Origin of the sequence: Thiorhodovibrio litoralis (assembly GCF_033954455.1) — a bacterium.
Classification (GTDB): Bacteria; Pseudomonadota; Gammaproteobacteria; order Chromatiales; family Chromatiaceae; genus Thiorhodovibrio; species Thiorhodovibrio litoralis.
In genome coordinates this window covers 3670128-3690931 of the sequence record NZ_CP121473.1, presented here as the reverse complement: position 1 = coordinate 3690931, position 20804 = coordinate 3670128, and the positions used below count along the sequence as shown (strand labels likewise).

Annotated in this window: 23 protein-coding genes and 1 pseudogene; 10 read left to right on the top strand and 14 right to left on the bottom strand. The window is 61.1% G+C overall.

Features of this window, described 5'->3' with window-relative positions:
• Positions 1-59: 59 nt before the first annotated feature.
• The 4 genes from Thiosp_RS16600 to Thiosp_RS16585 form a co-directional block, all read right to left on the bottom strand.
• Positions 60-629, bottom strand: coding sequence for a hypothetical protein (locus tag Thiosp_RS16600; protein ID WP_323696484.1), 570 nt, complete (start codon positions 627-629; stop codon positions 60-62).
• A 90-nt stretch (positions 630-719) separates the two neighbouring features.
• The gene (locus Thiosp_RS16595) at positions 720-1616 is read right to left on the bottom strand and encodes an ExeA family protein (protein ID WP_201066823.1); all 897 of its coding nucleotides are present in this window, start codon (positions 1614-1616) and stop codon (positions 720-722) included.
• Positions 1613-3070: a DDE-type integrase/transposase/recombinase gene (locus tag Thiosp_RS16590; RefSeq protein ID WP_323696559.1), complete on the bottom strand. Its 1458-nt coding sequence runs from the start codon at positions 3068-3070 to the stop codon at positions 1613-1615. Before Thiosp_RS16590 ends, Thiosp_RS16595 begins: the two co-directional genes overlap by 4 nt.
• A 93-nt stretch (positions 3071-3163) precedes the next feature.
• Positions 3164-3733, bottom strand: a complete 570-nt coding sequence (locus Thiosp_RS16585) for a hypothetical protein (RefSeq protein ID WP_323696558.1) — start codon at positions 3731-3733, stop codon at positions 3164-3166.
• A gap of 80 nt (positions 3734-3813) precedes the next feature.
• On the opposite strand from Thiosp_RS16585, the gene Thiosp_RS16580 reads away from it, so the two are divergent.
• A complete protein-coding gene (locus Thiosp_RS16580) occupies positions 3814-4233 on the top strand; it encodes a DUF2254 family protein (RefSeq protein WP_323696557.1) in 420 nt (139 codons plus the stop codon).
• Here Thiosp_RS16580 and Thiosp_RS16575 read toward each other — a convergent pair.
• Both Thiosp_RS16575 and Thiosp_RS16570 read right to left on the bottom strand, forming a co-directional pair.
• Positions 4230-4790: an ISAs1 family transposase gene (locus Thiosp_RS16575; RefSeq protein WP_323697126.1), complete on the bottom strand. Its 561-nt coding sequence runs from the start codon at positions 4788-4790 to the stop codon at positions 4230-4232. The genes Thiosp_RS16580 and Thiosp_RS16575 overlap by 4 nt on opposite strands.
• 152 nt (positions 4791-4942) lie before the next feature.
• Positions 4943-6028: a Druantia anti-phage system protein DruA gene (locus tag Thiosp_RS16570; RefSeq protein WP_323696510.1), complete on the bottom strand. Its 1086-nt coding sequence runs from the start codon at positions 6026-6028 to the stop codon at positions 4943-4945.
• 321 nt (positions 6029-6349) lie between these two features.
• Here Thiosp_RS16570 and Thiosp_RS16565 point away from each other — a divergent pair, with 321 nt between their 5' ends.
• Positions 6350-6748 (top strand): hypothetical protein, encoded by a 399-nt coding sequence (locus Thiosp_RS16565; RefSeq protein WP_323696556.1) that lies wholly within the window; start codon positions 6350-6352, stop codon positions 6746-6748.
• 223 nt (positions 6749-6971) lie between these two features.
• Here Thiosp_RS16565 and Thiosp_RS16560 read toward each other — a convergent pair.
• Positions 6972-7463, bottom strand: a pseudogene (locus tag Thiosp_RS16560) (methyl-accepting chemotaxis protein); the annotation flags it as partial.
• 471 nt (positions 7464-7934) lie between these two features.
• On the opposite strand from Thiosp_RS16560, the gene Thiosp_RS16555 reads away from it, so the two are divergent.
• The gene (locus Thiosp_RS16555) at positions 7935-9239 is read left to right on the top strand and encodes a hypothetical protein (RefSeq protein ID WP_323696447.1); all 1305 of its coding nucleotides are present in this window, start codon (positions 7935-7937) and stop codon (positions 9237-9239) included.
• Between the two features lie 281 nt (positions 9240-9520).
• Here Thiosp_RS16555 and Thiosp_RS16550 read toward each other — a convergent pair whose 3' ends face one another.
• From Thiosp_RS16550 to Thiosp_RS16530, 5 genes are all read right to left on the bottom strand, one after another.
• Complete coding sequence (locus Thiosp_RS16550; protein WP_323696555.1) at positions 9521-10474, bottom strand: hypothetical protein; 954 nt, start codon at positions 10472-10474, stop codon at positions 9521-9523.
• A 205-nt stretch (positions 10475-10679) separates the two neighbouring features.
• Positions 10680-11393: a Crp/Fnr family transcriptional regulator gene (locus tag Thiosp_RS16545; protein ID WP_201069403.1), complete on the bottom strand. Its 714-nt coding sequence runs from the start codon at positions 11391-11393 to the stop codon at positions 10680-10682.
• Between the two features lie 24 nt (positions 11394-11417).
• Positions 11418-12356, bottom strand: coding sequence for an HPP family protein (locus tag Thiosp_RS16540; protein WP_201069404.1), 939 nt, complete (start codon positions 12354-12356; stop codon positions 11418-11420).
• Positions 12357-12378: 22 nt separating this feature from the next.
• Positions 12379-13671 (bottom strand): hydroxylamine reductase, encoded by a 1293-nt coding sequence (hcp, locus tag Thiosp_RS16535; RefSeq protein WP_201069405.1) that lies wholly within the window; start codon positions 13669-13671, stop codon positions 12379-12381.
• 372 nt (positions 13672-14043) lie between these two features.
• On the bottom strand, positions 14044-14436 hold the full coding sequence (locus tag Thiosp_RS16530) for a hypothetical protein (RefSeq protein WP_323696553.1): 393 nt from the start codon (positions 14434-14436) through the stop codon (positions 14044-14046).
• Positions 14437-14800: 364 nt separating this feature from the next.
• Between Thiosp_RS16530 and Thiosp_RS16525 the strand changes: the two genes are divergently transcribed.
• From Thiosp_RS16525 to Thiosp_RS16515, 3 genes are all read left to right on the top strand, one after another.
• Positions 14801-16612 (top strand): IS1634 family transposase, encoded by a 1812-nt coding sequence (locus tag Thiosp_RS16525; RefSeq protein ID WP_323696449.1) that lies wholly within the window; start codon positions 14801-14803, stop codon positions 16610-16612.
• A gap of 104 nt (positions 16613-16716) precedes the next feature.
• A complete protein-coding gene (locus tag Thiosp_RS16520; protein WP_323696552.1) occupies positions 16717-16941 on the top strand; it encodes an SGNH/GDSL hydrolase family protein in 225 nt (74 codons plus the stop codon).
• A 142-nt stretch (positions 16942-17083) separates the two neighbouring features.
• Positions 17084-17887, top strand: coding sequence for an SDR family oxidoreductase (locus Thiosp_RS16515; protein ID WP_201069407.1), 804 nt, complete (start codon positions 17084-17086; stop codon positions 17885-17887).
• Here the strand turns inward: Thiosp_RS16515 and Thiosp_RS24775 are convergent.
• A complete protein-coding gene (locus Thiosp_RS24775; protein WP_407702793.1) occupies positions 17868-17966 on the bottom strand; it encodes a hypothetical protein in 99 nt (32 codons plus the stop codon). The genes Thiosp_RS16515 and Thiosp_RS24775 overlap by 20 nt on opposite strands.
• 134 nt (positions 17967-18100) lie before the next feature.
• On the bottom strand, positions 18101-18565 hold the full coding sequence (locus tag Thiosp_RS16510) for an NUDIX domain-containing protein (protein ID WP_201069408.1): 465 nt from the start codon (positions 18563-18565) through the stop codon (positions 18101-18103).
• 272 nt (positions 18566-18837) lie between these two features.
• On the opposite strand from Thiosp_RS16510, the gene Thiosp_RS16505 reads away from it, so the two are divergent.
• The 4 genes from Thiosp_RS16505 (at position 18838) to Thiosp_RS16490 (ending at position 20318) form a co-directional block, all read left to right on the top strand.
• A complete protein-coding gene (locus tag Thiosp_RS16505; protein WP_323696551.1) occupies positions 18838-19239 on the top strand; it encodes a DUF427 domain-containing protein in 402 nt (133 codons plus the stop codon).
• 51 nt (positions 19240-19290) lie between these two features.
• Positions 19291-19623, top strand: coding sequence for a Y-family DNA polymerase (locus tag Thiosp_RS16500; protein WP_323696550.1), 333 nt, complete (start codon positions 19291-19293; stop codon positions 19621-19623).
• Entirely contained in the window at positions 19613-19795 is a 183-nt protein-coding gene (locus Thiosp_RS16495) for a DNA polymerase thumb domain-containing protein (RefSeq protein ID WP_407702792.1), read from the top strand. The genes Thiosp_RS16500 and Thiosp_RS16495 overlap by 11 nt, the downstream gene beginning before the upstream one ends.
• A gap of 178 nt (positions 19796-19973) precedes the next feature.
• Positions 19974-20318, top strand: coding sequence for a DinB/UmuC family translesion DNA polymerase (locus Thiosp_RS16490; protein ID WP_323696549.1), 345 nt, complete (start codon positions 19974-19976; stop codon positions 20316-20318).
• Positions 20319-20804: the final 486 nt, after the last annotated feature.

Below are 20804 nucleotides of genomic sequence, written 5' to 3'. Positions count from 1 at the left end.
GGGAGTCTAGAAGGCGCCGCCCAGCGGCGCGATGAGGTCTTCTGCGGGTTGGCGTTGCCCTACAGCGAGCCTGTCGCTGTCGTGCTCGGGGCGATCAATATCAGCAGTTGCACGACGCGCTCGGACAACGCTTTTGCGCTCAATTTTTCCAGCAGGGATCCTGGCAGGTGCTCGGTGGCGATCGGCGGCATCAACAGACCAGCCAAGGATCGAAAGCAGCGGGTTTGCACAAACTGCTCACGCCACCAGTGCTGCCACCGCCGCAGGGTTTGGACGGTGACACCGAGCGTCTTGATCAAGCGCTGGCGACGCGATGCGCTCAGCCCGCAATGCAGGGCGGAAATCAGCACGACGATGACCCCGAGATAGACCTTGCGGCCCAGAAACCGAACGGAAGGCGGGGTGCTGCGCCGCCGGCACCCGTCCGCGGCACAGCAGAAACTCAGACGGCTCTGGTAGCTCTCATCCAAGACGCCACGCACAACACCTCGGGGCTTACGCGGATAACGGGCGCTGTGCAACGCACCACCGCAGTCACAGCCGCCCGCGCGGACTTCCTCGGCAATCGACTCGTCGATCCGGGTGAGCAGGTGGTAAAAGTTCGTGTCGGCAAGAAAGGCGTGACACACTGGGACTGTCTCCTGGTTTTTGGCGAAATTCGGAGACAGCCCTCTCGGGCAACTTGCGTCAAGTTGTTTGAGGGGGTTTTTTGTTTTCCCTCACTGAATTTGCTCAGAATCGCGGCCGATTCCCGCAAATAGTCTGCTCAGGCTCACCCTGGCACTCGGGCGTTGGCGGGCGTTGCCCGCCGCTGAACCAAACACCTCAAGGTAGAGTTGTTCATCGAGCTGCGCGCGTTCGAGCCGAGCAGCCTGCGCCAGCAATTCTGCCGCCATGGTCGTGAGCACGCGATAATTGCCCAACGCATGCTCAGCGAGCGTCTTCATCAGCCCTGCGCTCATCAGACTCGCATTGCCGGCACTGTGTTGTAAATGCTCCAGGCAGGCGACCAGCGCCTCGCGACTGGCATACTCCATACTCAGGCGCGTACGGATACGACTGCCCAGCGGCAGCAACTCCTCACGGCGCAGCTTGGTCGCCAGGCGGCCATCGCCGGCCAGGATCACGCTCAACAACGTGCGCGAATCGAACTGCATGGAGGTCAGCAGACGCAGCTCATTGAGCACCGTCGGATGCATCTCCTGCGCCTCGTCGATGAGCAACACCGGGCGCAACAGCGTCGTCTCCAGATGCGCCAGCCAGCGCTCGCGCAGGATCTTGAAGCCACCCCAGCGGTTATGGGGCTTGAGGTCAACGGCGAACAGATCGCCCATCTCGCGGTAGAAGTCCGCCACCTTCGAGCTGGGATGCGTGAGCGCCCCAACGCTGATATCGGGCAGCTGGCGCAGACGCTCATCGAGCAGGCGCAGTACCGCACTCTTGCCGGTACCCGGATCACCTTGAATGAGCGCAAAACCGCCTTCGCGGATCAGGCTCTGCTCGATGCGCCAGCAAAACTGCTCCACCGGCGCGCTGCGATGCAGTGCCGCCGTCGGCAGCTCCGGGGAGAACGGATTGAACTTCAGTCCATAGAGGGCCAGCAGGGTCTTGTTCATCGACTGGATTCCAGGTCATCGTGTTTTGGCAGATAGGCCGGCGGCAGACCGGTGGCGGCATACTCGGCGAGCAAGTCGCGCAGCAACGGTGGCAGCGTCGTGGCGCGTTGTGATGGCGGTGGCGGTGCGCCGGCGGGCTCAAGGCGCCGACGCTGCCCGGAGGCATTGGCGGCTTTATCGAGGGGATAGAGGCGGCAGAGGATGGCGCCCGAGTGGGGATCAACCACGTCCACAGCACTCAGATCCCAGCGGGCATAAGCGATATGCAGTTGCTCAAGGTGACGCAAGCGCGCCGGCACCTCGAAGCGCTTGCCCGCCAGGCTGAGCGTCCCATCGCTGCGGCGCTGACGGCGTTGGACGCGACAACGAAAAGCGGCGCGGACCTGCTCGCTGTCCGGACAGGGGCGCCCCACGTTGGGCGCATCGAGAAGACGCGCAAGCGGCGTGGCGGCGGTCTCACTGTGGACCTTGCGGTGGTACTCCTGCTCCACCCACGCCTGAGTGAGGGTGTTGAGCTGAGGCAGACTCAGCTCCGCGATGTCCTTGAGCATCGCCATCAGGCGGCCTTCCAGCGTGGCCCAGAAGCGCTCCTGCTTGGCGTTCTGATACGGGCTGTACGGCAGGGTCGGCTCATGGAGGATGCCCAGGGCGTGCAATCCGGCGGTGAACTCCTCGGCCTGCATTGCCGCGCCGTTATCGCTCATCAAGGCGCGCGGCAGCCCGCGCTTGTGCAACGCCTGCCCCAGGCCATGGACCAAGGTCTCGGTGGTCTCATCGAGGTACCACTGCAGATGGCAGATCAGGCGGGAGTGATCGTCAATGACCGCCAGCAGCAGGGGCTTGACCCAGACGCCACCCCGGGTGAGGACTTTGCGCGAGCCATGATGAAAGTCCAGATGCCACAAGGCATGGACATACTGGGCTTCATAGCTGCGCACCTCGCAGGCCTCCAGGCGCCGCGCGGCCTGTTCAGCGCCCGGCGTCTTGCGCGCCGGGACACGCCGGCGGTGCAAGCCCGCGCGCTTCATGAAGCGGCGCACGGTGGCATAGGAGGGCAGCGGCCCCAGGGTCTGATCGCCCGCGCACAAGGCGGCGAGGTTGTCGTAATGCAGCTGCACCGTCCAACCGGGGTAGTCGCGGTACTGGGCTTGCACCGCATCCATCAGGCGCGGACTCAGCGCGCGCTGCTCCCCGGCATCGCTGCGCCGGCGCGGGCGCAGTGCGGTCACCGGGTCTTGGGCATCGCGTGCGAGGTAATACCAGCGCTCCAAGGTCCCAAAGCTAAAACTGACCGCCCGCCCAGTCACCGGATGACGCCATGACTTGGCCGCTAGCGCCTTCAGCCGCGCGCCCAGCGCGTTCGCCGGCGCAGGATCAGCCAATAAAGGACCAATAATGGCAAAGCGCAACCGCGCCCAACCATCGGGATCACCGAGGCCGTTGTCATCGGACATTCGTCTTCACCTCCCAGTTGTTTCACACATCACCGGGAGTCTAGAAGGCGCCGCCCAGCGGCGCGATGAGGTCTTCTGCGGGTTGGCGTTGCCCTACAGCGAGCCTGTCGCTGTCGTGCTCGGGGCGATCAATATCAGCAGTTGCACGACGCGCTCGGACAACGCTTTTGCGCTCAATTTTTCCAGCAGGGATCCTGGCAGGTGCTCGGTGGCGATCGGCGGCATCAACAGACCAGCCAAGGATCGAAAGCAGCGGGTTTGCACAAACTGCTCACGCCACCAGTGCTGCCACCGCCGCAGGGTTTGGACGGTGACACCGAGCGTCTTGATCAAGCGCTGGCGACGCGATGCGCTCAGTCCGTCATGCAGGGCCGAAATCAGCACGACGATGACCCCGAGATAGACCTTGCGGCCCAGAAACCGAACGGAAGGCGGGGTGCTGCGCCGCCGGCACCCGTCCGCGGCACAGCAGAAACTCAGACGGCTCTGGTAGCTCTCATCCAAGACGCCACGCACAACACCTCGGGGCTTACGCGGATAACGGGCGCTGTGCAACGCACCACCGCAGTCACAGCCGCCCGCGCGGACTTCCTCGGCAATCGACTCGTCGATCCGGGTGAGCAGTTGGTAAAAGTTCGTGTCGGCAAGAAAGGCGTGACACACTGGGACTGTCTCCTGGTTTTTGGCGAAATTCGGAGACAGCCCTCTCGGACAACTTGCGTCAAGTTGTTTGAGGGGGTTTTTTGTTTTCCCTCACTGAATTTGCTCAGAATCGCGGCCGATTCCCGCAAATAGTCTGCTCAGGCTCACTGGAGATCGCCCGAACCCAGGACACCCTCCGGCGGATGGAGCACGGCGTCGGGGATTTCGTCATCGCGGGCACCCCCCTGGTCTCGCTGCTCGATCCGGGTGACCTGGACCAAGCGACGGCGGCCAGACTCAACGCGGTCTACGTCATCAGTCGCCAGCGCACGGTGGAGCAGGATGTTGCCTTGGGTATCCGCCAGATCGTTGACGTGGCTGTTAAGGTCCTGTCGCCCAGCATCAACGACACCACCACCGGGGTGATGTGCGTGGACTATCTGGCGGCGATCCTGACCGAGCTGGCGACGCGCCGGATTGCAACGCCCGATCGGTTGGATGACACGGCAAATCCGTTCTAGCTGACAGGCGCCGCTCGAGCAGCACGTGGCACTGAGTTCGCCGTCATCCCCAGATAGTCGAAGACACGGCGAACCTTGCGCGCGAGTTTATCAATGGTTGCCGAGACGGAGTCGGTGGATTTCGCCTTGATCAGGCCAGTGGCGAACCGGCGCAGGCGGGTCATGTTTTCCGGTCCATGGCCGGTGCGGATCGTGCAGCGATCCTCATCCCAGTTCCAGTCGAGGATCCAGTGATGGGCTTCAACGCCCCAGTGGCTACGGTTAAAGGCCAGCAAGCGCTTGGGACTGGCGCTCTCGGGGGTGTGATCAGTGAGGCCGTAGACCGTTTCGATGGTCGTCTTGCCGGTCTTCTTGTTCGTGATGGTCCGCTCAATGACGAAGACCTGACCGACAGCGGGGAAGTCGAGATACGCGTTGAGCTTCGTGGAGGTCCAAATCGCGCGGCTTTCGATGCGCCCGTGCTTGAGTTCCGGGCGCTCGCGGAAGTCCGGTTCGCCACGATCCTGGAAGTTCAACCGAATATCGGCCGCGAGGGTCGGTTGGTTATCCTTGGCGATAAAAACGTAGTGCGCGCCGCGTTGGACCAGGTAGGCAGCGAGCTTGCGTTAGGTGAGGAGCGCGTCGGCGGTGAGGGTTTTGCCGGTAAGGTCGAGGGAATCGAGCACCGGGATCGCCATCCCGATCTCCCACTGTTTTTTTGGGGTGCGTTTCAGCTCATCGCTGCCATTGACGGGCAGAGAGCCGACTTTTTTTGGGTGTGACAGCGCTTGGACTCATGTCCAACGACACCGAGGATGTGGGTCTGGTTTCCCTCGGCGTCGATGGCGTTGCACATCGTCTTGCCATCAAGGGCCAAGCCCTCGTCCTCGGTGGCCATCTGCGCGTTCCAACCCTGCAGTGCTCGATCGACGGCGTTGGGGTCCGCCCGCGTGAGGACATCGCGGATGCGGGTGCGGCTGGGCACCTCATAGCGGCCATTGCGATAGCGGCAGCCAAAACGCGCACGGGCGGTCTGACTGAGGTCCTGCGCCCATTCAGCGATGGCCTTGTAGCCGCGCGCCCCGCACAAGACCGCCGCGGCCGAGATGGCAAGCACCACCGGCAACGGATGCCGTCGGCCTTGGCTGCGGCGCGGATCCGGGACATCGGCGAAGAACTCGGGCAACGAACGCATCTGCTGTGCACTTAACATCAGTCTTGGGACTCCATGGTGATAGACAGGATCAAGTGTTGGATGAGACAAGCGTGCTTGAGCCTGCGCGATCAAGGGGCGGACAAACACCCGCTTGGCGCCATCGGCGCGGTTGCTGTAGCCGGCGCGGGTGCGCCGATACCCGCGTGTCTGCCCGACCTCGAGCCAATTGGCGGCGCGATAGCAGGTACCGGCGAACCGGCGCGGATCGACGAAGGTCTCCAGCAACCACAGCGGATAGCCGAAGCGCGCCGGCCAATCGGCGCTGACCCGGCGCTCGCATAGCCCCAGCACACGCGAGGCGAGATTCGGCACATGCCACGCGGGCAGGATCAAAAAACGGGCGTTGTTGGCGATCAGATGCAGCCGGTCGAATTGATAGCGCCGATCCCAGCCGATCCAGCGATCGCGCGCGCCGCACTTCCATGCGGCCGCGCTGAACACCAGCAACGCCAGCCACTGCTCCTGCCAGGTGGCGACATACCAGAGGGTGTGACCGATCTTTGCCGAAGCCCCCAGGTAGTGATGCTCCTCAAGCAGGGCGTTGAAGCGCGGCTCTTCATCCGCGGCGACCAGACGCAGGGTGATCTCGTGCAGGTTCATCGCGCCGCCTCGCCAGTTAGCAATGGCCAGCAGTTTGAACCAGACGGAAGGAAATGTCCAGAATCGAGGGTAAGTTTTTCTACAGCCAGTTAATTTAGCCTGGAACGGTTCCGCCCTGCTGGGGCGAACCCCATCCGCTGCATGACCTTGGGCATCGGGTTACTATGGGCGATTTTGAAATGCGCCATTTGCAGCCGGTTGCTATGGTTCGGCTGGCGAGCCTGGAGTTGCCCCGAGTTGTCGGTTGGCCGCTTCCATCGGATTCAATGCTTGCAACTGCTACACTCTCTAGCAGGCTAGGTTAAAGATTGGAGGTATTCGATGACCCGACAGACGGTTCTGGCTGCACTCATGGCTGTGGGCCTTGCCGGCGGCTGCGAGAGCGTCCTGGCATTTAAGTGCATGCCCATTTACGGCAACTGGTGCGGGATCGACTGGCCCCAAGCCGGCCACTTCCCGCCGCCGATCGACGACTTTGATGCGGCCTGCATGCGTCATGATCTTTGCACCGCAGATCCCCGCTCCGATACCCCGTGTGATCGAGCCTTTGTGGGTGAGTTGCATGCGCTGGCGGCGATGCATGGCGGCCTGCCGCGTCCGTTGCAATGGGCCGAGTCGATCATCCGCCTCAAAGCGGGTGGCTTCCCGGCCGGGATGCCGATGCCATCGCCCTGGGACGTCATGGGCCTGGCGTCTAGTCTGGCAACCCCCTGCTGGTAAGGCGTTCGAGAATCTGTGCGGTTTTCCGTCCATCTGGGAGCAGTCAGAATGGCGTCGTTGCTGCGGCACTTTGGCCGGTGAAACCCGAGATTACATGGTCTGGTATTGCTCTGCCGTCACCCTCGGGCCAGGCAATCATTTGTTGCCGTTTCCAGCCACCTTCTATGGGAACGCGGCCTGATCACGGCAATATTCTGCTGACCGCGACCAAGCTGTAAACTGATCAACTTACTTGCCCGGATAAGGTGAAGTAGGCAACGGCCTGCTGCAGCTGATCTGCCTGGCCGTTCAATTCTTCGGCGGTCGCCGCTAACTCTTCCGAGGATGCGGCGCTCTGCTGGGTTGCCTTCTCCAACTGTGTCATCGAGTCGTTAATTTGGCCGATTCCGCCGTGTTGTTCCTCGGATGCTGCCGTGATCTCTTGCACCAGACTGGCTGTTTTCTGAATATTGGGCACCATCTGTTCCAGTAATCTGCCGGCTTCTTCTGCGATGCCCACACTGTTGGTCGCTAATTGATTGATCTCTTGCGCGGTTAACCGACTGTTCTCCGCCAGCTTTTGCACTTCTGCGGCAACCACCGAGAAACCTTTCCCGTGCTCACCAGCGCGTGCGGCCTCAATGGCTGCATTGAGTGACAGCAAGTTGGTTTTATACGCAATCTCCTCGATCATGCTGATCTTATTGGCGATGGCCCTCATCGCCGCGATGGTACGTAACTCATGCACAGGGCGAGCGTCGGATATCAACTCGACTGAGGACAGCAACGGCAAAGCTCCACCCTTAGAAACTGGAACAGGCTTGTTGCCATTCTTCATCAGTTTTGGGCATCAGCAAGGGGTTCGGATCTTCGCACCGCAACTCGGCCTGAATCGCAATGGTGAATTCTAGCCGGGAATCGGGTGGGAATCTTGGAAACTTGTGACAAACTACCAATTGAAGCCGATGAAGGTGTCACCGACCGATTCAACCTCAGCAAGGGGCGTATCAAGGGTGGTGAAGCGTGCTAGAAGGGGGCTCCCGGCTGGTTCCTGGAGGGATTCCTGGCGATCTTTCAGCAATTCCCGTTGAAGAATTATTTGCTTTAAAAACAATGCACTGCATGATTGTGGGAAAAATGTTTTCGTAAACTTTCTCACAGAATCAGGGTATTATCTCGCAAAGCTCAGGTTGCGAGGTAAGAACTGATGAGTGCGCCTTTTGGTCGTCAATCGCTGAGTGCCGCCGGACTGCTGCGCACCGCGCGATCGGTCTTCGGGAAAATCCCGGATGAAGCGGCGAGCGACATCCCGCTGGTCGATCACCTGATGTCCGGTCTGGCGCTGTTCGGACTGAAATACCCCTCCTTGCTGCAATTCGACCAAGACCGCAAGGATGCAACCAAGCGAGCGAATCTGCGCACGCTCTACGGCATTGAGCGCGCCCCGAGCGATACCTGGTTTCGCCAACGTCTCGATGTGATGGACCCCAAGCATCTGCGCCCCTTGTACAAGGCGTTGTTGGCCGCCTTGCAGCGGGGCAAGGGCTTGGAAGGGTTTGCCTATCTGCACGGGCACTACCTGCTCTCGCTCGACGGCACCGGGTACTTCTCCTCACAGAGCATCCATTGCCAGCACTGCGCCGAGAAACACCACCGCGACGGCACCATCACCTACTACCATCAGGCGCTGGCGGCGGTGTTGGTCCACCCCGATCAGCGCGAGGTCTTTCCCTTGGCACCAGAGCCCATTATGCGCGCCGATGGGGCGAAGAAAAACGACTGCGAGCGCAACGCCAGCAAGCGGTTGTTAAGCGATGTGCGTCGCGAGCATCCGCACCTGAAACTCATCGTCATTGAGGATGCCTTGGCGTCCAACGCCCCGCACATCCGCCATCTTCAGGCGTTGAACATGCGCTTCATCCTCGGTGCCAAGGAAAGCGACCATGGCTTTCTGTTCGACTGGGTGGCCAACACCCCAACGACGATCGTGCGCGAGTACAAGGACGAAGACGGCACGCGCCACCGCTTTCGCTCTCTCAACGGTGCCCCATTGAATGAGTCCAATTTTGACCTGGAGGTCAATTTCCTCGAGTACTGGGAGCACGCCCCGGATGGCAAGGTGACCCATTTCTCCTGGGTCACCGACATTCCCATCGACGACACCAACCTGATGACTTTGATGCGAGGAGCCCGCGCCCGCTGGAAAATCGAGAACGAAACCTTTAACACCCTGAAAAATCAAGGCTATCACTTCGAGCACAACTTCGGTCACGGCGATCAACACTTAAGCACCGTGCTGATGCATCTGATGATGCTGGCGTTTCTCATCGACCAGATCCAACAACGCTGTTGTCGGCTGTTTCAAACCGCAATGACAGCGGCGCAGAGCAAGATCCGGTTGTGGGATCAGCTACGCCATCGCTTCAATCTCTGCCTGATCCCAAATTGGGAGGCCCTGTATCGCTCCATCTTCGATCCGCCCAAACTCGTCCTGACCTGGGATACTTCCTAGACGACCGCCGTGACCGAGCGCTCGTGTGATGATGTTCAGGGGATAACCAACAGCCAGCTTGCACCATCACGGCTTACCCGTGAGGTTTTCCTCTGCCCAGGGGTTTCGCAACGCTCGCTCAATCGACGGGCGCGCGACCGAATGGGGAGCAGCGGGAATTGCTGGCGATCTTTATCATTGCTTTCATTCTGGTCGTCAGTGAAAATTTCAGAATCCGAAATCCTTGGCTGAAGCGTGGTGGGCCGATTAGCGCAGCAAACGCCTAGCCGCTGATCGCTGGCTCAGTCGACTTGCCATGACGCGGGGATCGACTCGATGACGGCATCCGTGAGGACCTGCTTCCACTCAGGCTCGGAGGCCAGGGCAGGCACACTGACCCAAACCGTCGTCCTCTCATCGCCGTCCTGCTCGACGCGGCTGAATTGCAGACGCCTTTCCTTTAGTGTTGCGATCAGTCTAGCGAACTCAAAACGCAGCTCATCGAAGCCCTGCGTCCCTTCCAGCCGCTCGATCTCCCGACCCAGGGTCAGCAACTCATGCAGATTGCGACGAGCGATCTCGAAGGCTGCTGCCGCATCCGTGGTTTTCTCATCCACGAAAAGCTTCGTCTCGCGGCCGGCGATCACTGGATCGTCGAAGTAGCTGAAAGTCCTGGTGCGCAGATGATGGACGCGGTTTTCCCGCCGGTACCGGGTGTTTTCAGCTGCGGCATCGGCTCCACTGCCGCAATGGCCCGGCACGCGCCGTAATTCGAAGCGGAACCGCATTGCGTTGGATTTCTTGAGCTGATCATCCACTACAAAGAGTTCTGGTATCTCGAACTGCAAAGGTCCCGATTTGGAGAAGCTCTGATCCAGTCGGACCACATGGCTGCGCATCGGTAGCACCAGATCGTCATCGGTGCCCTGGTCACGATCCAACAGCATGAATCTTAGCGTCATGGTCCCGACATTGATCAGGTGCTCTGGAACGTAGTACCAATGGCCATCAATGACGTGTTGGCGTCCGGCCGCCAATTCGACGGAAGGCTCTGTTCCGTGCAGCAGACTGTAAAACTCGCCGGGCTCCAGGGCGATCAGTGGCAGGTAATCGCCCCAGCTGAGGAAATCTGCTGTCTGCCCGACCTCAAGACCGGTCAGCCGGATCCAATGGCAGGCCGCATCCTGCGCGAACACCGGTCCCGTTGACAGCAAATAGGCCATCAGGATGGCCTGTATGCCGTGTTTGATCGACATCCTGCGCGGCTTTCTGGAAGCCACCGAGTCATCCGGGTCTTTGATATCTTCGACCCGGCCATGCGCGGGTTGAGTATCACCGTGATGGTTGAATCGAATGAACAAGTATCCGGTCGGATTCATTGTCAGAATTTGACCTGTTTGGGGGCGCTTGCCTTGCCATCGCTGGCAGTGAGGCTGGAGATCGGCTGATGATTTTTGGCTGCTAACCGGTTTTGCGGGCCTGACGCCTTGGTATCAGCACCGGGTCACCCGAATCGCCAAGTTGCTGCAGGGCCTTGCGATCAAGCACGCGAATGACCTGCCCATGGACCGCGATCACTTGCTGCTCGGACAGCCGGCGGGTAATGCGCGACCAGGTCTCAGGTTTGATCGTCAGGCGCGAGGCAAGCGTCGATTTTGGCCAGGCGAGCGTCAGCTGATCCGTGTCTATTGGCAATTCTGCAATCAACCAGCGCGCAAAGCGCACGCTCGCAGAATGCAGCGCCAGATTGTCGATCTCGGCGATCAGCGCGTGCAGGCGTTGGCTCAAGCTGCCGAGCAAGGCAAAGCAGGTCTCGGGCGACTCGCGCAGCATGGCGGTGAAGTCCGCCGCGTCAATGGCGACGAGCTCCGTCGGCACCAGCGCGGCCGCGCAGACAGGGTAGCGGCCGGTGCCCATGAACATCAGCGCCTCGGCAAAGGTCTGGCCGGCGCTGATCAGTTCGATGATCTTCTCTTCGCCCTCGGCCGAGAGGCGAAACAGTCGGATCTGGCCCGAATGAACAAAATAAAAGCATTCGGCCGGATCATCCTGGGTAAACAGCCACTGCCCGGCCTGCACCTGGACAATCTGCGCCTTCGCGCGCAGACGCTCGAGTTGTTGGTCGCTCAGTTGCGCGAGCAGCGGCGCCTGGCGCAGTGCCTCATCGGGTGGCATGACATCCTCCGTGCACCTTGATGCTCAATCTTCCGGCTCCGTGCGATCAATCGGTCGCCAGGAGTTCTCGTCGCGCTCGACCGCATGGACCGCCCAAGCGCGAAACGTCTCCAGACTGCATCCCCCCTCGCAGCGACGGCCTTGGCCCGCCAAGCGGCGGAAGCGCACCTGGGTGACGGGTTCGTTTGCAGCTTGCTCGAGCGCCAGGACTTCGCGGATTTCCCAGTCTTGGCCAAAGCTGCCATTACTGTAGGCTTGACCCACCCGAATCGGCGGCGTTGCGGCGCGGGTGTGGCGCGCTTCCTCAGTCGCCAAAGCAAAAATGCGCTGCAAATCCGGCTCCGAGACATCGATGAAGGAGTCCATCGCGCGCAGCGCGGCGGCAAGATGCCGATGTTCCAGCGGCATGGGCGCGGCCGGCTCTGCAACTGGGGCGCCGCTGTCCTGGTCTCGCCGCCAACGTGCGGGCCAGTTGGCTGGATAACGCCGCCAGTGCCAGGGCGCATTCCAGACCACGGCGAGCAACAGCAAGGTGAGTGCATTGACCGCAACAGGCATCAGCACAAAGCCAAAGCCGAGCGACGTGATGGACGGCCCGCCGATGACGGCCGTCAGCGCGGTGGCACCGCCGGGCGGATGAAGACAGCGCAGTGCATGCATGGCGCCGATGGAGAGTCCCGCCGCGGTGGCCGCGCTCCAGAGATCGGTGCCGAGCCAACGCGCACAGGCCACCCCGATCAGCGCCGAAACAAGATGGCCGCCAAGCAGCGGCCAGGGTTGGGAGAGTGGCCCGTGCGGAACCGCGAACAACAGCACCGCAGAGGAGCCCATGGAGGCAATCAGCCAGGGCAGGGCGGGGTCAACCGCCGGGAACAGCCAAAGCGCAAGCGCCGCCGTGGCCAAAATGCCAACACCACCGCCCAGTGCGGAAATGAGCTGTTCGCGCAGGCTGACGCTGTTCATGGGGCAACTCCTCGGCCTGGGTTCAGGCGGCGAGTGCGAGTTTGAGATCCGCGTGCGGATCGCCATTGGTCAAGCGCAGATCATAAGCGGCTTGCAGACGGGCAAATACGCCCGGGGTGATGAATGCCGGCGGCTGAGGGCCGAGGTTGATGCCTTTCACGCCCAGATGCAACAGCGTTAGCAGCACCGCCACGGCTTTTTGTTCAAACCAGCTGATGACCAGAGTCAGAGGCAGATCATTGACCGTGCACTTCAGCGCCTCGGCCAGGGCTACCGCCACCATGATGGCGCCATAGGCATCGTTGCACTGGCCCATGTCCAGTAACCGCGGTAGGCCGAGATGCTCGCCGTAGGCGTGATCGCGAATGCGATACTTGCCGCAGCCGAGTGTGAGAATGAAGGAGTCGGCTGGCGTGGCGGCGGCATAATCGGTGAAATAGTTGCGCCCCTTCTCGGCACCGTCACAGCCGCCGATGACGAAGAAATGGCTGATCTGTCCGGCTTTGATGGCGTCGAGAATCGTACCGGCCTGCTCGAGCAGCACCTGGCGATGGTAGCCCACCGGCTGCTCCACGCCGAGTCGCTGTTCGCATGGCGGGCAGGTACGCGCAGCGGCGATTACGGCGGAGAAATCGCCGTTTTTGATGTGCTGACCGTCCGGGACCGCCACCGCATTGGTGGTGAACAGCCGCTCGCGATAGCTCTCGGGGGGGATCAGCACGCAATTGGTGGTGCCGACGATGGGACCGGGAAAATCGGCGAATTCTTTTTTCTGATCCTGCCAGGCGCCACCATAGTGGCCGGCGAGATTGGGATGCGCCTGAAATTTGCTGTACATGTGCGCCGGCAGCATCTCGCCATGGGTGTAGACCTTGATGTCGGTGTCTTCGAGCTGTTCGAGCAGTTGCCACAGATCGAGCAGATCATGGCCGGTGATCAGGATGCCCGGGCCGGCTAAGGTGCCCTCGCGGACCCGGGTCGGGCGGGGCGCGCCGAAGGTGGCGATATGGCCCTCATCGAGCAGTTGCATGACACGCAGATTCTTTTCGCCGCATTCCAGACAATAGTGCAGCAGGGTGTCTTCATCGAAATTCACGTTGGTCATGGTCGCGAACAGGGCTTCTTCGATGAAGGCTGAGACCGTCTCATCGGACTGTCCAAGCCGGCGCGCATGGTGGGCATAGGCGGCCATGCCTTTGAGGCCGAAAATCAGCAGTTCCTGCAAGGACTGCACATCTTCGCTCTTGCCGCAGACGCCGGGGCTGGTCACACAGGCAGATTGACGAAAGGTTTGCTCGCATTGATTACAGAACATGGACGCACTCCGGTGGCAGTGAGGAGAGACAGGAACAATCGCGCGCGGCGCAGGCCAGCAATTGGCCTTCGCTGCGCGACAGCGGAGTACAGTCTGCAACCAGGCTCGGGGAGATGGCCTTGATCCGAGTCAAGCGGGTCAGGCGGCCAGGCTGATCGGTGCAAGCCTGCAACTGGACCGGGATCGGAATCAACGGCCTTCCCAACCTGGAAACAAGGTCGGCGTCTCCAACCTATGTTTGCGAGGCTACATCTAGGTTCACTTAGCTGAAGGCCTGCTCTTTTGCTGGGGGGCAACGAGGCGCCTGGTCGCACAAGCAAGAGACCAGCAGGCGCAACGGAACCTAAAGCACCATGGCAGGAGAGCAGCGCATCATCGGGTGGCATGACATGCCCCCCCCGCGTCGATGGTTAATCCTCCAGCGACGCTCTCAGCAGCAATGCGGAGAAGCCCATGGAGGAAATCAATTGGCATGCTGCTCAAACTTTCCTCCGGCGGAATCAGGTCGGACATCGGTGGCGCGGACAGCCGCAGCATCCGATTGCCACCGCGCTGAAACTGATAATCCACCGTCAGGATCTCCGCTATCCAGCCGCTGGCTTCGGCTTGGTCGATGACAGCGGGCAGATGCGCCGATTCCGCGCCTGCGAGCGTGAGCAGGGGAAAGACGCGAACCTCGCGACTGACGCGCATCAGCTCTGTGATCGCCTCGCGATGCGCAGCGGCATCGATGTGCTCCGAATAGGTGAACAATAGGTGGGACACCAGGGCCAGATCAAAACGACCGGCGGGAAAAGGCAGATGCGGCAGCTTGGCGGCAACATAGCCAGCAACCCTGGATCGTTAGGCCCGAATTGCGAAACCCGACGCAGGCAGATCCGATTGCCTTGTGTCATGCTCATCGCATCAGGGCCAAAAGGATGAAGCGGAAGCCAATTATGCGCAATACGAACCTCTATCCCATATTTAACATTTCCACGCCGAAAATCGGCGTAAGTCATTGAAGTTTTCTCTGGAGAGAAAATAATATCCCGCCGGATCAGTGACTTGAAACTGGCGACCCAAATGTAGTGCCATAATATTACGGAGCCCCATTGACGCGCGCGCCCGCGCAGCGGAGCATGCGTGCATGTACATTCGCCGCACCACCATCAAGAGCCGACGCACTGGTCAGCCGTACTTCACCTATCGGCTGGTGGAGTCGGTGCGCGAAGCCGGGCGGGTGCGCCAGCGCACGGTGCTGAATCTCGGCCGTCACTTCGAGGTCCCGCGCGGGCAATGGCCGGCCTTGGCACGGCGCATTGAGGCCTTGGTGGGCGGGCAGTCGGAGCTGTTCATTGACCTCGATGCCCGTTGGGAGCCGCTGGCGCAACAGTTGGCGGCGCAGGTGATTCGCGCCCGCGCGGGGGAGGATCCCTCCGAGGGGAGCGCGCCCAACTTCCAACGGGTCGATGTCGAGACAGTCGATGTGGTGCGCCCGCGCAGTGTCGCGGTCGAGCATGTCGCCTTGGCCGCCTGGGGGCAGATGGGCTTGGATGAAAAACTCACGGCTTTGGGCTTCAGCGGCCCGCAACGCGCGGCGGCCATCGGCAATGTGATCGGTCGCATGGTGGTGCCGGGTAGCGAGTTGGCGACCCATCAGTGGTTGCAACAGCGCAGCGCCCTGGGCGAGTTGATCGACGTTGATTTCGCCGACCTGGATCTGATGGCGCTCTACCGCATCACCGATCGGCTGCTCGCCCACAAACCGGCATTGGAGTCCTTCCTGTATGCCCGCGAGCGCGATCTGTTCGAACTTGATGAAGTGATTACGCTCTACGACCTGACCAATACCTATTTCGAGGGCAGCGCCAAGCATAACGCCAACGCCGCCTTTGGCCGTTCGAAAGAAAAGCGCAGCGACTGCCCGCTGGTCACCCTGGCGCTGACGCTCGATGCCAGTGGCTTTCCCAAACGCAGCGAGGTGTTCGCTGGGAACGCCGTGGAAGCCGAGACGCTGGCAAAAATGCTGCGTGCCTTGACGCCCGAGCAACAACGCACCCCACCGACGGTGGTGCTCGATGCCGGCATTGCCACCGAGGAGAACATCGCCTGGCTGGTGGCGCAGGGCTACCGCTATGTCGTGGTCAGCCGAAAGCGACATCTGCAGTTCGATCCCGAGGCGGCCTGTTTGATCAAAGAAGACGGCCCACTGACCATCCGCGCCCAGCGGGTAGTCAAGAAAGAAACCAACGAAGTCGAGCTGTATTGTCACTCCAGCCAACGTGAGCTCAAAGATCGCGGCATTGCCGATCGCTTCGCGCAACGCTTCGAGCAGGCCCTGCAGCAACTCGCCGATGGGTTGCACAAGCCAGGCACCGTCAAGCGCTTTGAGAAAGTCATCGAGCGCATCGGGCGGCTGAAGCAGAAATATCCGCGTGCCGCGCGCTACTACGAGATCAGCGTCGACCCCGATGAGAAAGGGAAAAAGGCCAAGGCCATCCGATGGTCGCGGATCACCCCGGTCGATGACACCTTGCCCGGTGTCTATTGCCTACGCACGAATCAAACCGAATGGGATGAAGCGCGCCTATGGCACACCTTTGTCATGCTCACCGATCTGGAAGCGGTGTTTCGCTCCCTGAAGTCGGAACTCGGCCTGCGCCCAGTCTATCACCATAAAACCGACCGGGTTAGCGCGCACCTGTTCATCTCGGTACTAGCCTACCATCTGGTTCATACCCTGCGCTTGCAGCTGAAAGCCGCTGGCATTCATCTGAGCTGGGAGGGCATCCGCCGTGAGCTCGATGGGCAAGATCGCGTCACGGTTGAGCTCAAGCGCGACGATGGGCGCACCCTGCATATTCGCAAAGCCACAAGGGCGGAGCCGCGCCAGCAAGCCATTTACGATGCCTTGGGCGTGAGTGATCGCCCGGGTGGACAACAGCTGACTTTGATCTGAATGAGCAGCACCGGCGGCAAAATCGCAAATGTAGTGCCGTAACGGATATCTGTGTACACTTATCCTGCTGAAAATCAAGATAATTCTGTGACCAGTTGTTAAATATGGGCTATCGCACTCGCACGCTGCTAAGCGCTGTCCTGCTGCTGGTGCTCGCGGCTTGCAGTGATCAACCGGCGCTGAGTCCATTGTCGCCCGACGCGGTCATCCTCGCCTTTGGCGATAGCTTGACCGAGGGCGTGGGGGCCAAGGAGGCGCAGAGTTACCCAGTGGTGCTGGCGACCTTGACCGGCCGGAAGGATGACCGGGGGACCGATCATCTGCAATGATCAGGATTTGCAGACGAAGGCTTGGAGTAATTACAGTCCCGGTCCATGTTCCTGGCAAAGTCACTGGAAATCTTAGCTGAAACGGGTCAATCTGTTGGCGTCACGCCTACAGCCCGACATGGCACCACCCAGGAGGTCAGAGTTGGATCAATCCGTCATCGTCATCACTGGCGGGACGCGTGGCATTGGTCGCGGGCTCGCGCGCGACTTTCTGCAACGCCAGTGTCGGGTGATGATCTGCGGTCGGGATGCCGGTCGCCTCGATCAGACCCTGGCCGAGTTCATGGCGTCCATCCCCGCAGCCGAAGGCCGGCTGCATGGACGGCTTTGTGATGTCGCCGATGCAACTATGGTCCAGGCGCTCTGGGACGCGGCCGTCGGTCATTTCGGACGCATCGATATCTGGATCAACAATGCCGCCATCGGCTCGCATGAAGTCGACTTCTGGCAGCACGACCCGGCCACCATCGAGACCCTGATCCGCATCAATTTGCTCGGCACCATGCAAGGCTGCCGCACCGCCGCGCGCGGCATGTTGGCGCAGGGCCATGGCCATATCTATACGCTTGAAGGCTGGGGGAGCAGCGGAGAGCGCCGCCACGGTAGCACCCTCTACGGCACCAGCAAGGCGGCGCTGCGGTATTTCACCAAGTCACTCGCCGCCGAACTGCGCGGCACACCGGTGAAGCTCAGCAGCCTCAACCCAGGCGTGGTGCCGACCGACCTGCTCGCGCTCAGCATGCGACCGGAACAAGCGAAGCAGATCCGGCGTTTCATCAATATCTTCGGCGACAGGGTCGAGACCGTCGCTCCCGGACTTGCCGAGCGGGTGCTCAAAAACCAATGCCATGGCGCCCGCATTCAGTGGCTGCCGCCGCGACGCATGCTTATGCGACTGCTGCAAGCACCCTTCCGCCAGCGGCAGGTCATCGATACCCGCGGGTAGAACCCGCGCTAATCCTTCTCACGTCCGCGCCGGCGTTGATCAGAAACACGATCGCCTGTTGGTCCTTGCGCCACACCATGACATGCAGAGGCGTATCACCATCGCTATTGGTGCTTGTTACGCTGATTTTCCGCTTGCCCAATTCCGCAGGAAATAACACGTCCGAAGCCGATTGCAACACGTCATCCAAAGTTCGCATGTGCGTTTTCGCCATCAAGCACCAGGCAACACTTGAACGTCCGGCGACCAAAGCGGTTTGATTTGGCCCGTCTCCCGGTAGCGCCGATAGTCCTCGAGAATCTGTGCATGATCGAATGCCAGCGGCGCGGGCAGCGCATCAGGTGGGAAGATTGCCAGATTGCGCGCATCATCTTGCGCCCGTGGTTCACCGCTCGCTTCTGCCACATAGACCGCGCTGGCGGTATGGCCGCGCGGGTCGCGTTGTGGGTCGGAGTAAAGCCCCAGCAGCGCTCGCAGTGTCACGCGCAACGCCGTTTCCTCAAAGGCTTCGCGCACCGCTGCGGCTTCGATGTGCTCGCCAATGTCGACAAAACCACCGGGTATGGCCCAGCCCGGCGGGGGGAAGCGCCTTTCAATCAGCACGATGGGCCGGAGGGGCCGGTCGGCCAGTTCGATGATAATGTCCGCTGTTAGGAGCGGTGTTTGTGGTTTAGCCATCGCGAACCTCAGCTTTGGTCAGGGTCGTGCAGTCTTCTCGCTCTCGGTGTTGCTCATTCAGAGAATCCCCCCAATATCCGCAGGCAGTGGGCCACCAATTAGAGCAAACTCTCCGTAGCATGCCTAGCAACCGACCCAACCTCCAAGCGGCCCGAGAAGCCTGGCAGTACCGCGGCCAGACTCGACCACTCTTCGCACAGAGTCCGGGGCCAGATCAAGAATCCGTTTGGGATTACCCGCGCCCACCAACCTATCAGCACGATCATCGGCCAGTGGCTGTTGTTGCCGGCGATCTGCGCATTGCTGCCACCGAATCCGCCATTCGCGCCCTGGAGACCGGCAGCCCACCGAGTTTCTACCTGCCGCCAGAAGCCGTCGATCAGTCGTTGCTGGAGCCCTCTGATCGCCGCACCCTGTGCGAATGGAAAGGCGAGGCTGAGTATTTTCACATCAAAGGCCCCAAGGGCCTGATCCGCGATGCGCTCTGGCGCTATCCGCATGCCTGGGATGACGCAGCCGTCATCGCCGGCTATTTTTCCTGCTATCCGGCGCGGCTTGACTGCGTTGTCGGCAGTGAACGGGTGCGACCACAGGCTGGCGGCTATTACGGCGGCTGGATCACCGACGATGTCGTGGGTCCATTCAAAGGCGAGCCAGGCACCGGGCATTGGTAATTTCCTCGGAAACGGGTGCTGGCGGGCAACGTCGTTCCAGTTGCCAGGCCAATGGTTTGCTCCGCAACGCTCAGCCAAACACCAGAGACCAACCGCCCGATGTCGCGCCTGATCCTGCATGTCGATCTCGATGCCTTCTTCGCGGCCATCGAGCAACGCGACCATCCCGAGTGGCGCGCTCGCCCGGTGGTGGTCGGCGCCCAGCCCGGTCGGCGCGGCGTGGTCGCGACCTGTTCCTACGAAGCACGTCGGTTCGGCGTGCATTCGGCCATGCCCATCGCGCAAGCGGTGCGGCGCCTCGGTCGGCATCGGACCGAACCGGCTCATCGCCAAGCTGGCTTCCGACTGTCGCAAGCCGGATGGCTTGACTGTAGTGCTCGATGATCAGGTGGACGCGTTTCTCGCCCCCATGCCCTTTGATGCCTTGCGTGGCATCGGCCCCAAGACCGCGCCCCGGCTGGCGCGTATGGGTGTCAGAACGATCGGCGATGTGCGCCAACTCTCGCTCGAGACCCTGCGCCGTCAGCTCGGCGCGCGTGCTGGCACTCAGTGCTAATGTCAGGCACGCGGAATCGCCGACGACCAGATTCATCCCGACCGGCCGCGCCAGTCTATTTCTAAGGAAACAACCTTTCCCGAGGATGTGACTGATCCCCAAGTGCTGGAAGCGACATTAGCACTGGGCCGCGCGCGAGGTCGCTTGGACAGCGCGGCAGACGGGTCACTTTGGGCGGGTGGTGACCTTGAAGATGCGTTTCTTCCCATTCGAGACCCATACCCGCTCGCATTCCCTGAAGGTGCCGACGGCGGACGAGCAAGATGTGTTTCGCGTCGCCCGGTCAATGCTTGCCGCTGAAGCCACCTGGGCTGGCCGTCCCGTGCGCCTAATCGGCGTGGGACTGTCCGGCTGGTCGCAAACCAGCAGCTCTGCGCAGCTTGATCTGTTCGAGACGGCCGATGCTAGACCAAATCCAGCGGAAAACACCTTGACAGAGACACTCGACGCCATCCGCCACCGTTTCGGTGCCGAGGCCATTCAGCGCGGACCGGCATTCAACCCACTCGCCGGAGATCCGTAAGCGATCAGCGAACTACATCTGCCCTTGAGTCGCAACTGCTTGAGATGCGCCGCGTACTGGCGCGTGAACTGCTCCTGACAGGTTGTTGACATGTGGGTATCACCTCATGGTTGTTGACAGACAACCCCTCCAACGCGAGGGCGTGAGGTGATATTTTAAGCCGGGACTCGCCGCCGGGGTCTCTGCGAAGCGGCTCCGTGTGCGCCCGCAAAGGCGCTTCATCAGCACGGTGAAAGTCCGTGTCGGAGTATGCCGAGACTCCGTAGCCAAAGGAAACTGCGTCGCCGTGAGGCGGGGTGGGGAGCAACCGGAGGCGAAAGGTCAGTCCGTAGGATAACGAACCCGATTCGGCGGGATATGGCGACGAGCCTGCACGGAGACGGCGAAGTCTGAAACCCACCTGGAACGCTGCGAACGGCGTGGAAAGCGATTTCAGGGCGATATCACGTGGTTGGGGGCTGAACGACAAGAAGGTGAAGCGAGAGA

Coding starts and splice junctions, on each gene's coding strand:
- hcp (WP_201069405.1), bottom strand. CDS start 13,671: ATGTTCTGTAATCAATGCGAGCAAACCTTTCGTCAATCTGCCTGTGTG.
- Thiosp_RS24775 (WP_407702793.1), bottom strand. CDS start 17,966: ATGGTGTGGCGCAAGGACCAACAGGCGATCGTGTTTCTGATCAACGCC.
- Thiosp_RS16565 (WP_323696556.1), top strand. CDS start 6,350: ATGACCCGACAGACGGTTCTGGCTGCACTCATGGCTGTGGGCCTTGCC.
- Thiosp_RS16595 (WP_201066823.1), bottom strand. CDS start 1,616: ATGAACAAGACCCTGCTGGCCCTCTATGGACTGAAGTTCAATCCGTTC.
- Thiosp_RS16525 (WP_323696449.1), top strand. CDS start 14,801: ATGTACATTCGCCGCACCACCATCAAGAGCCGACGCACTGGTCAGCCG.
- Thiosp_RS16545 (WP_201069403.1), bottom strand. CDS start 11,393: ATGCCACCCGATGAGGCACTGCGCCAGGCGCCGCTGCTCGCGCAACTG.
- Thiosp_RS16550 (WP_323696555.1), bottom strand. CDS start 10,474: ATGTCGATCAAACACGGCATACAGGCCATCCTGATGGCCTATTTGCTG.
- Thiosp_RS16555 (WP_323696447.1), top strand. CDS start 7,935: ATGAGTGCGCCTTTTGGTCGTCAATCGCTGAGTGCCGCCGGACTGCTG.
- Thiosp_RS16520 (WP_323696552.1), top strand. CDS start 16,717: ATGGGCTATCGCACTCGCACGCTGCTAAGCGCTGTCCTGCTGCTGGTG.
- Thiosp_RS16500 (WP_323696550.1), top strand. CDS start 19,291: ATGGTTTGCTCCGCAACGCTCAGCCAAACACCAGAGACCAACCGCCCG.
- Thiosp_RS16540 (WP_201069404.1), bottom strand. CDS start 12,356: ATGAACAGCGTCAGCCTGCGCGAACAGCTCATTTCCGCACTGGGCGGT.
- Thiosp_RS16590 (WP_323696559.1), bottom strand. CDS start 3,070: ATGTCCGATGACAACGGCCTCGGTGATCCCGATGGTTGGGCGCGGTTG.
- Thiosp_RS16510 (WP_201069408.1), bottom strand. CDS start 18,565: ATGGCTAAACCACAAACACCGCTCCTAACAGCGGACATTATCATCGAA.
- Thiosp_RS16570 (WP_323696510.1), bottom strand. CDS start 6,028: ATGAACCTGCACGAGATCACCCTGCGTCTGGTCGCCGCGGATGAAGAG.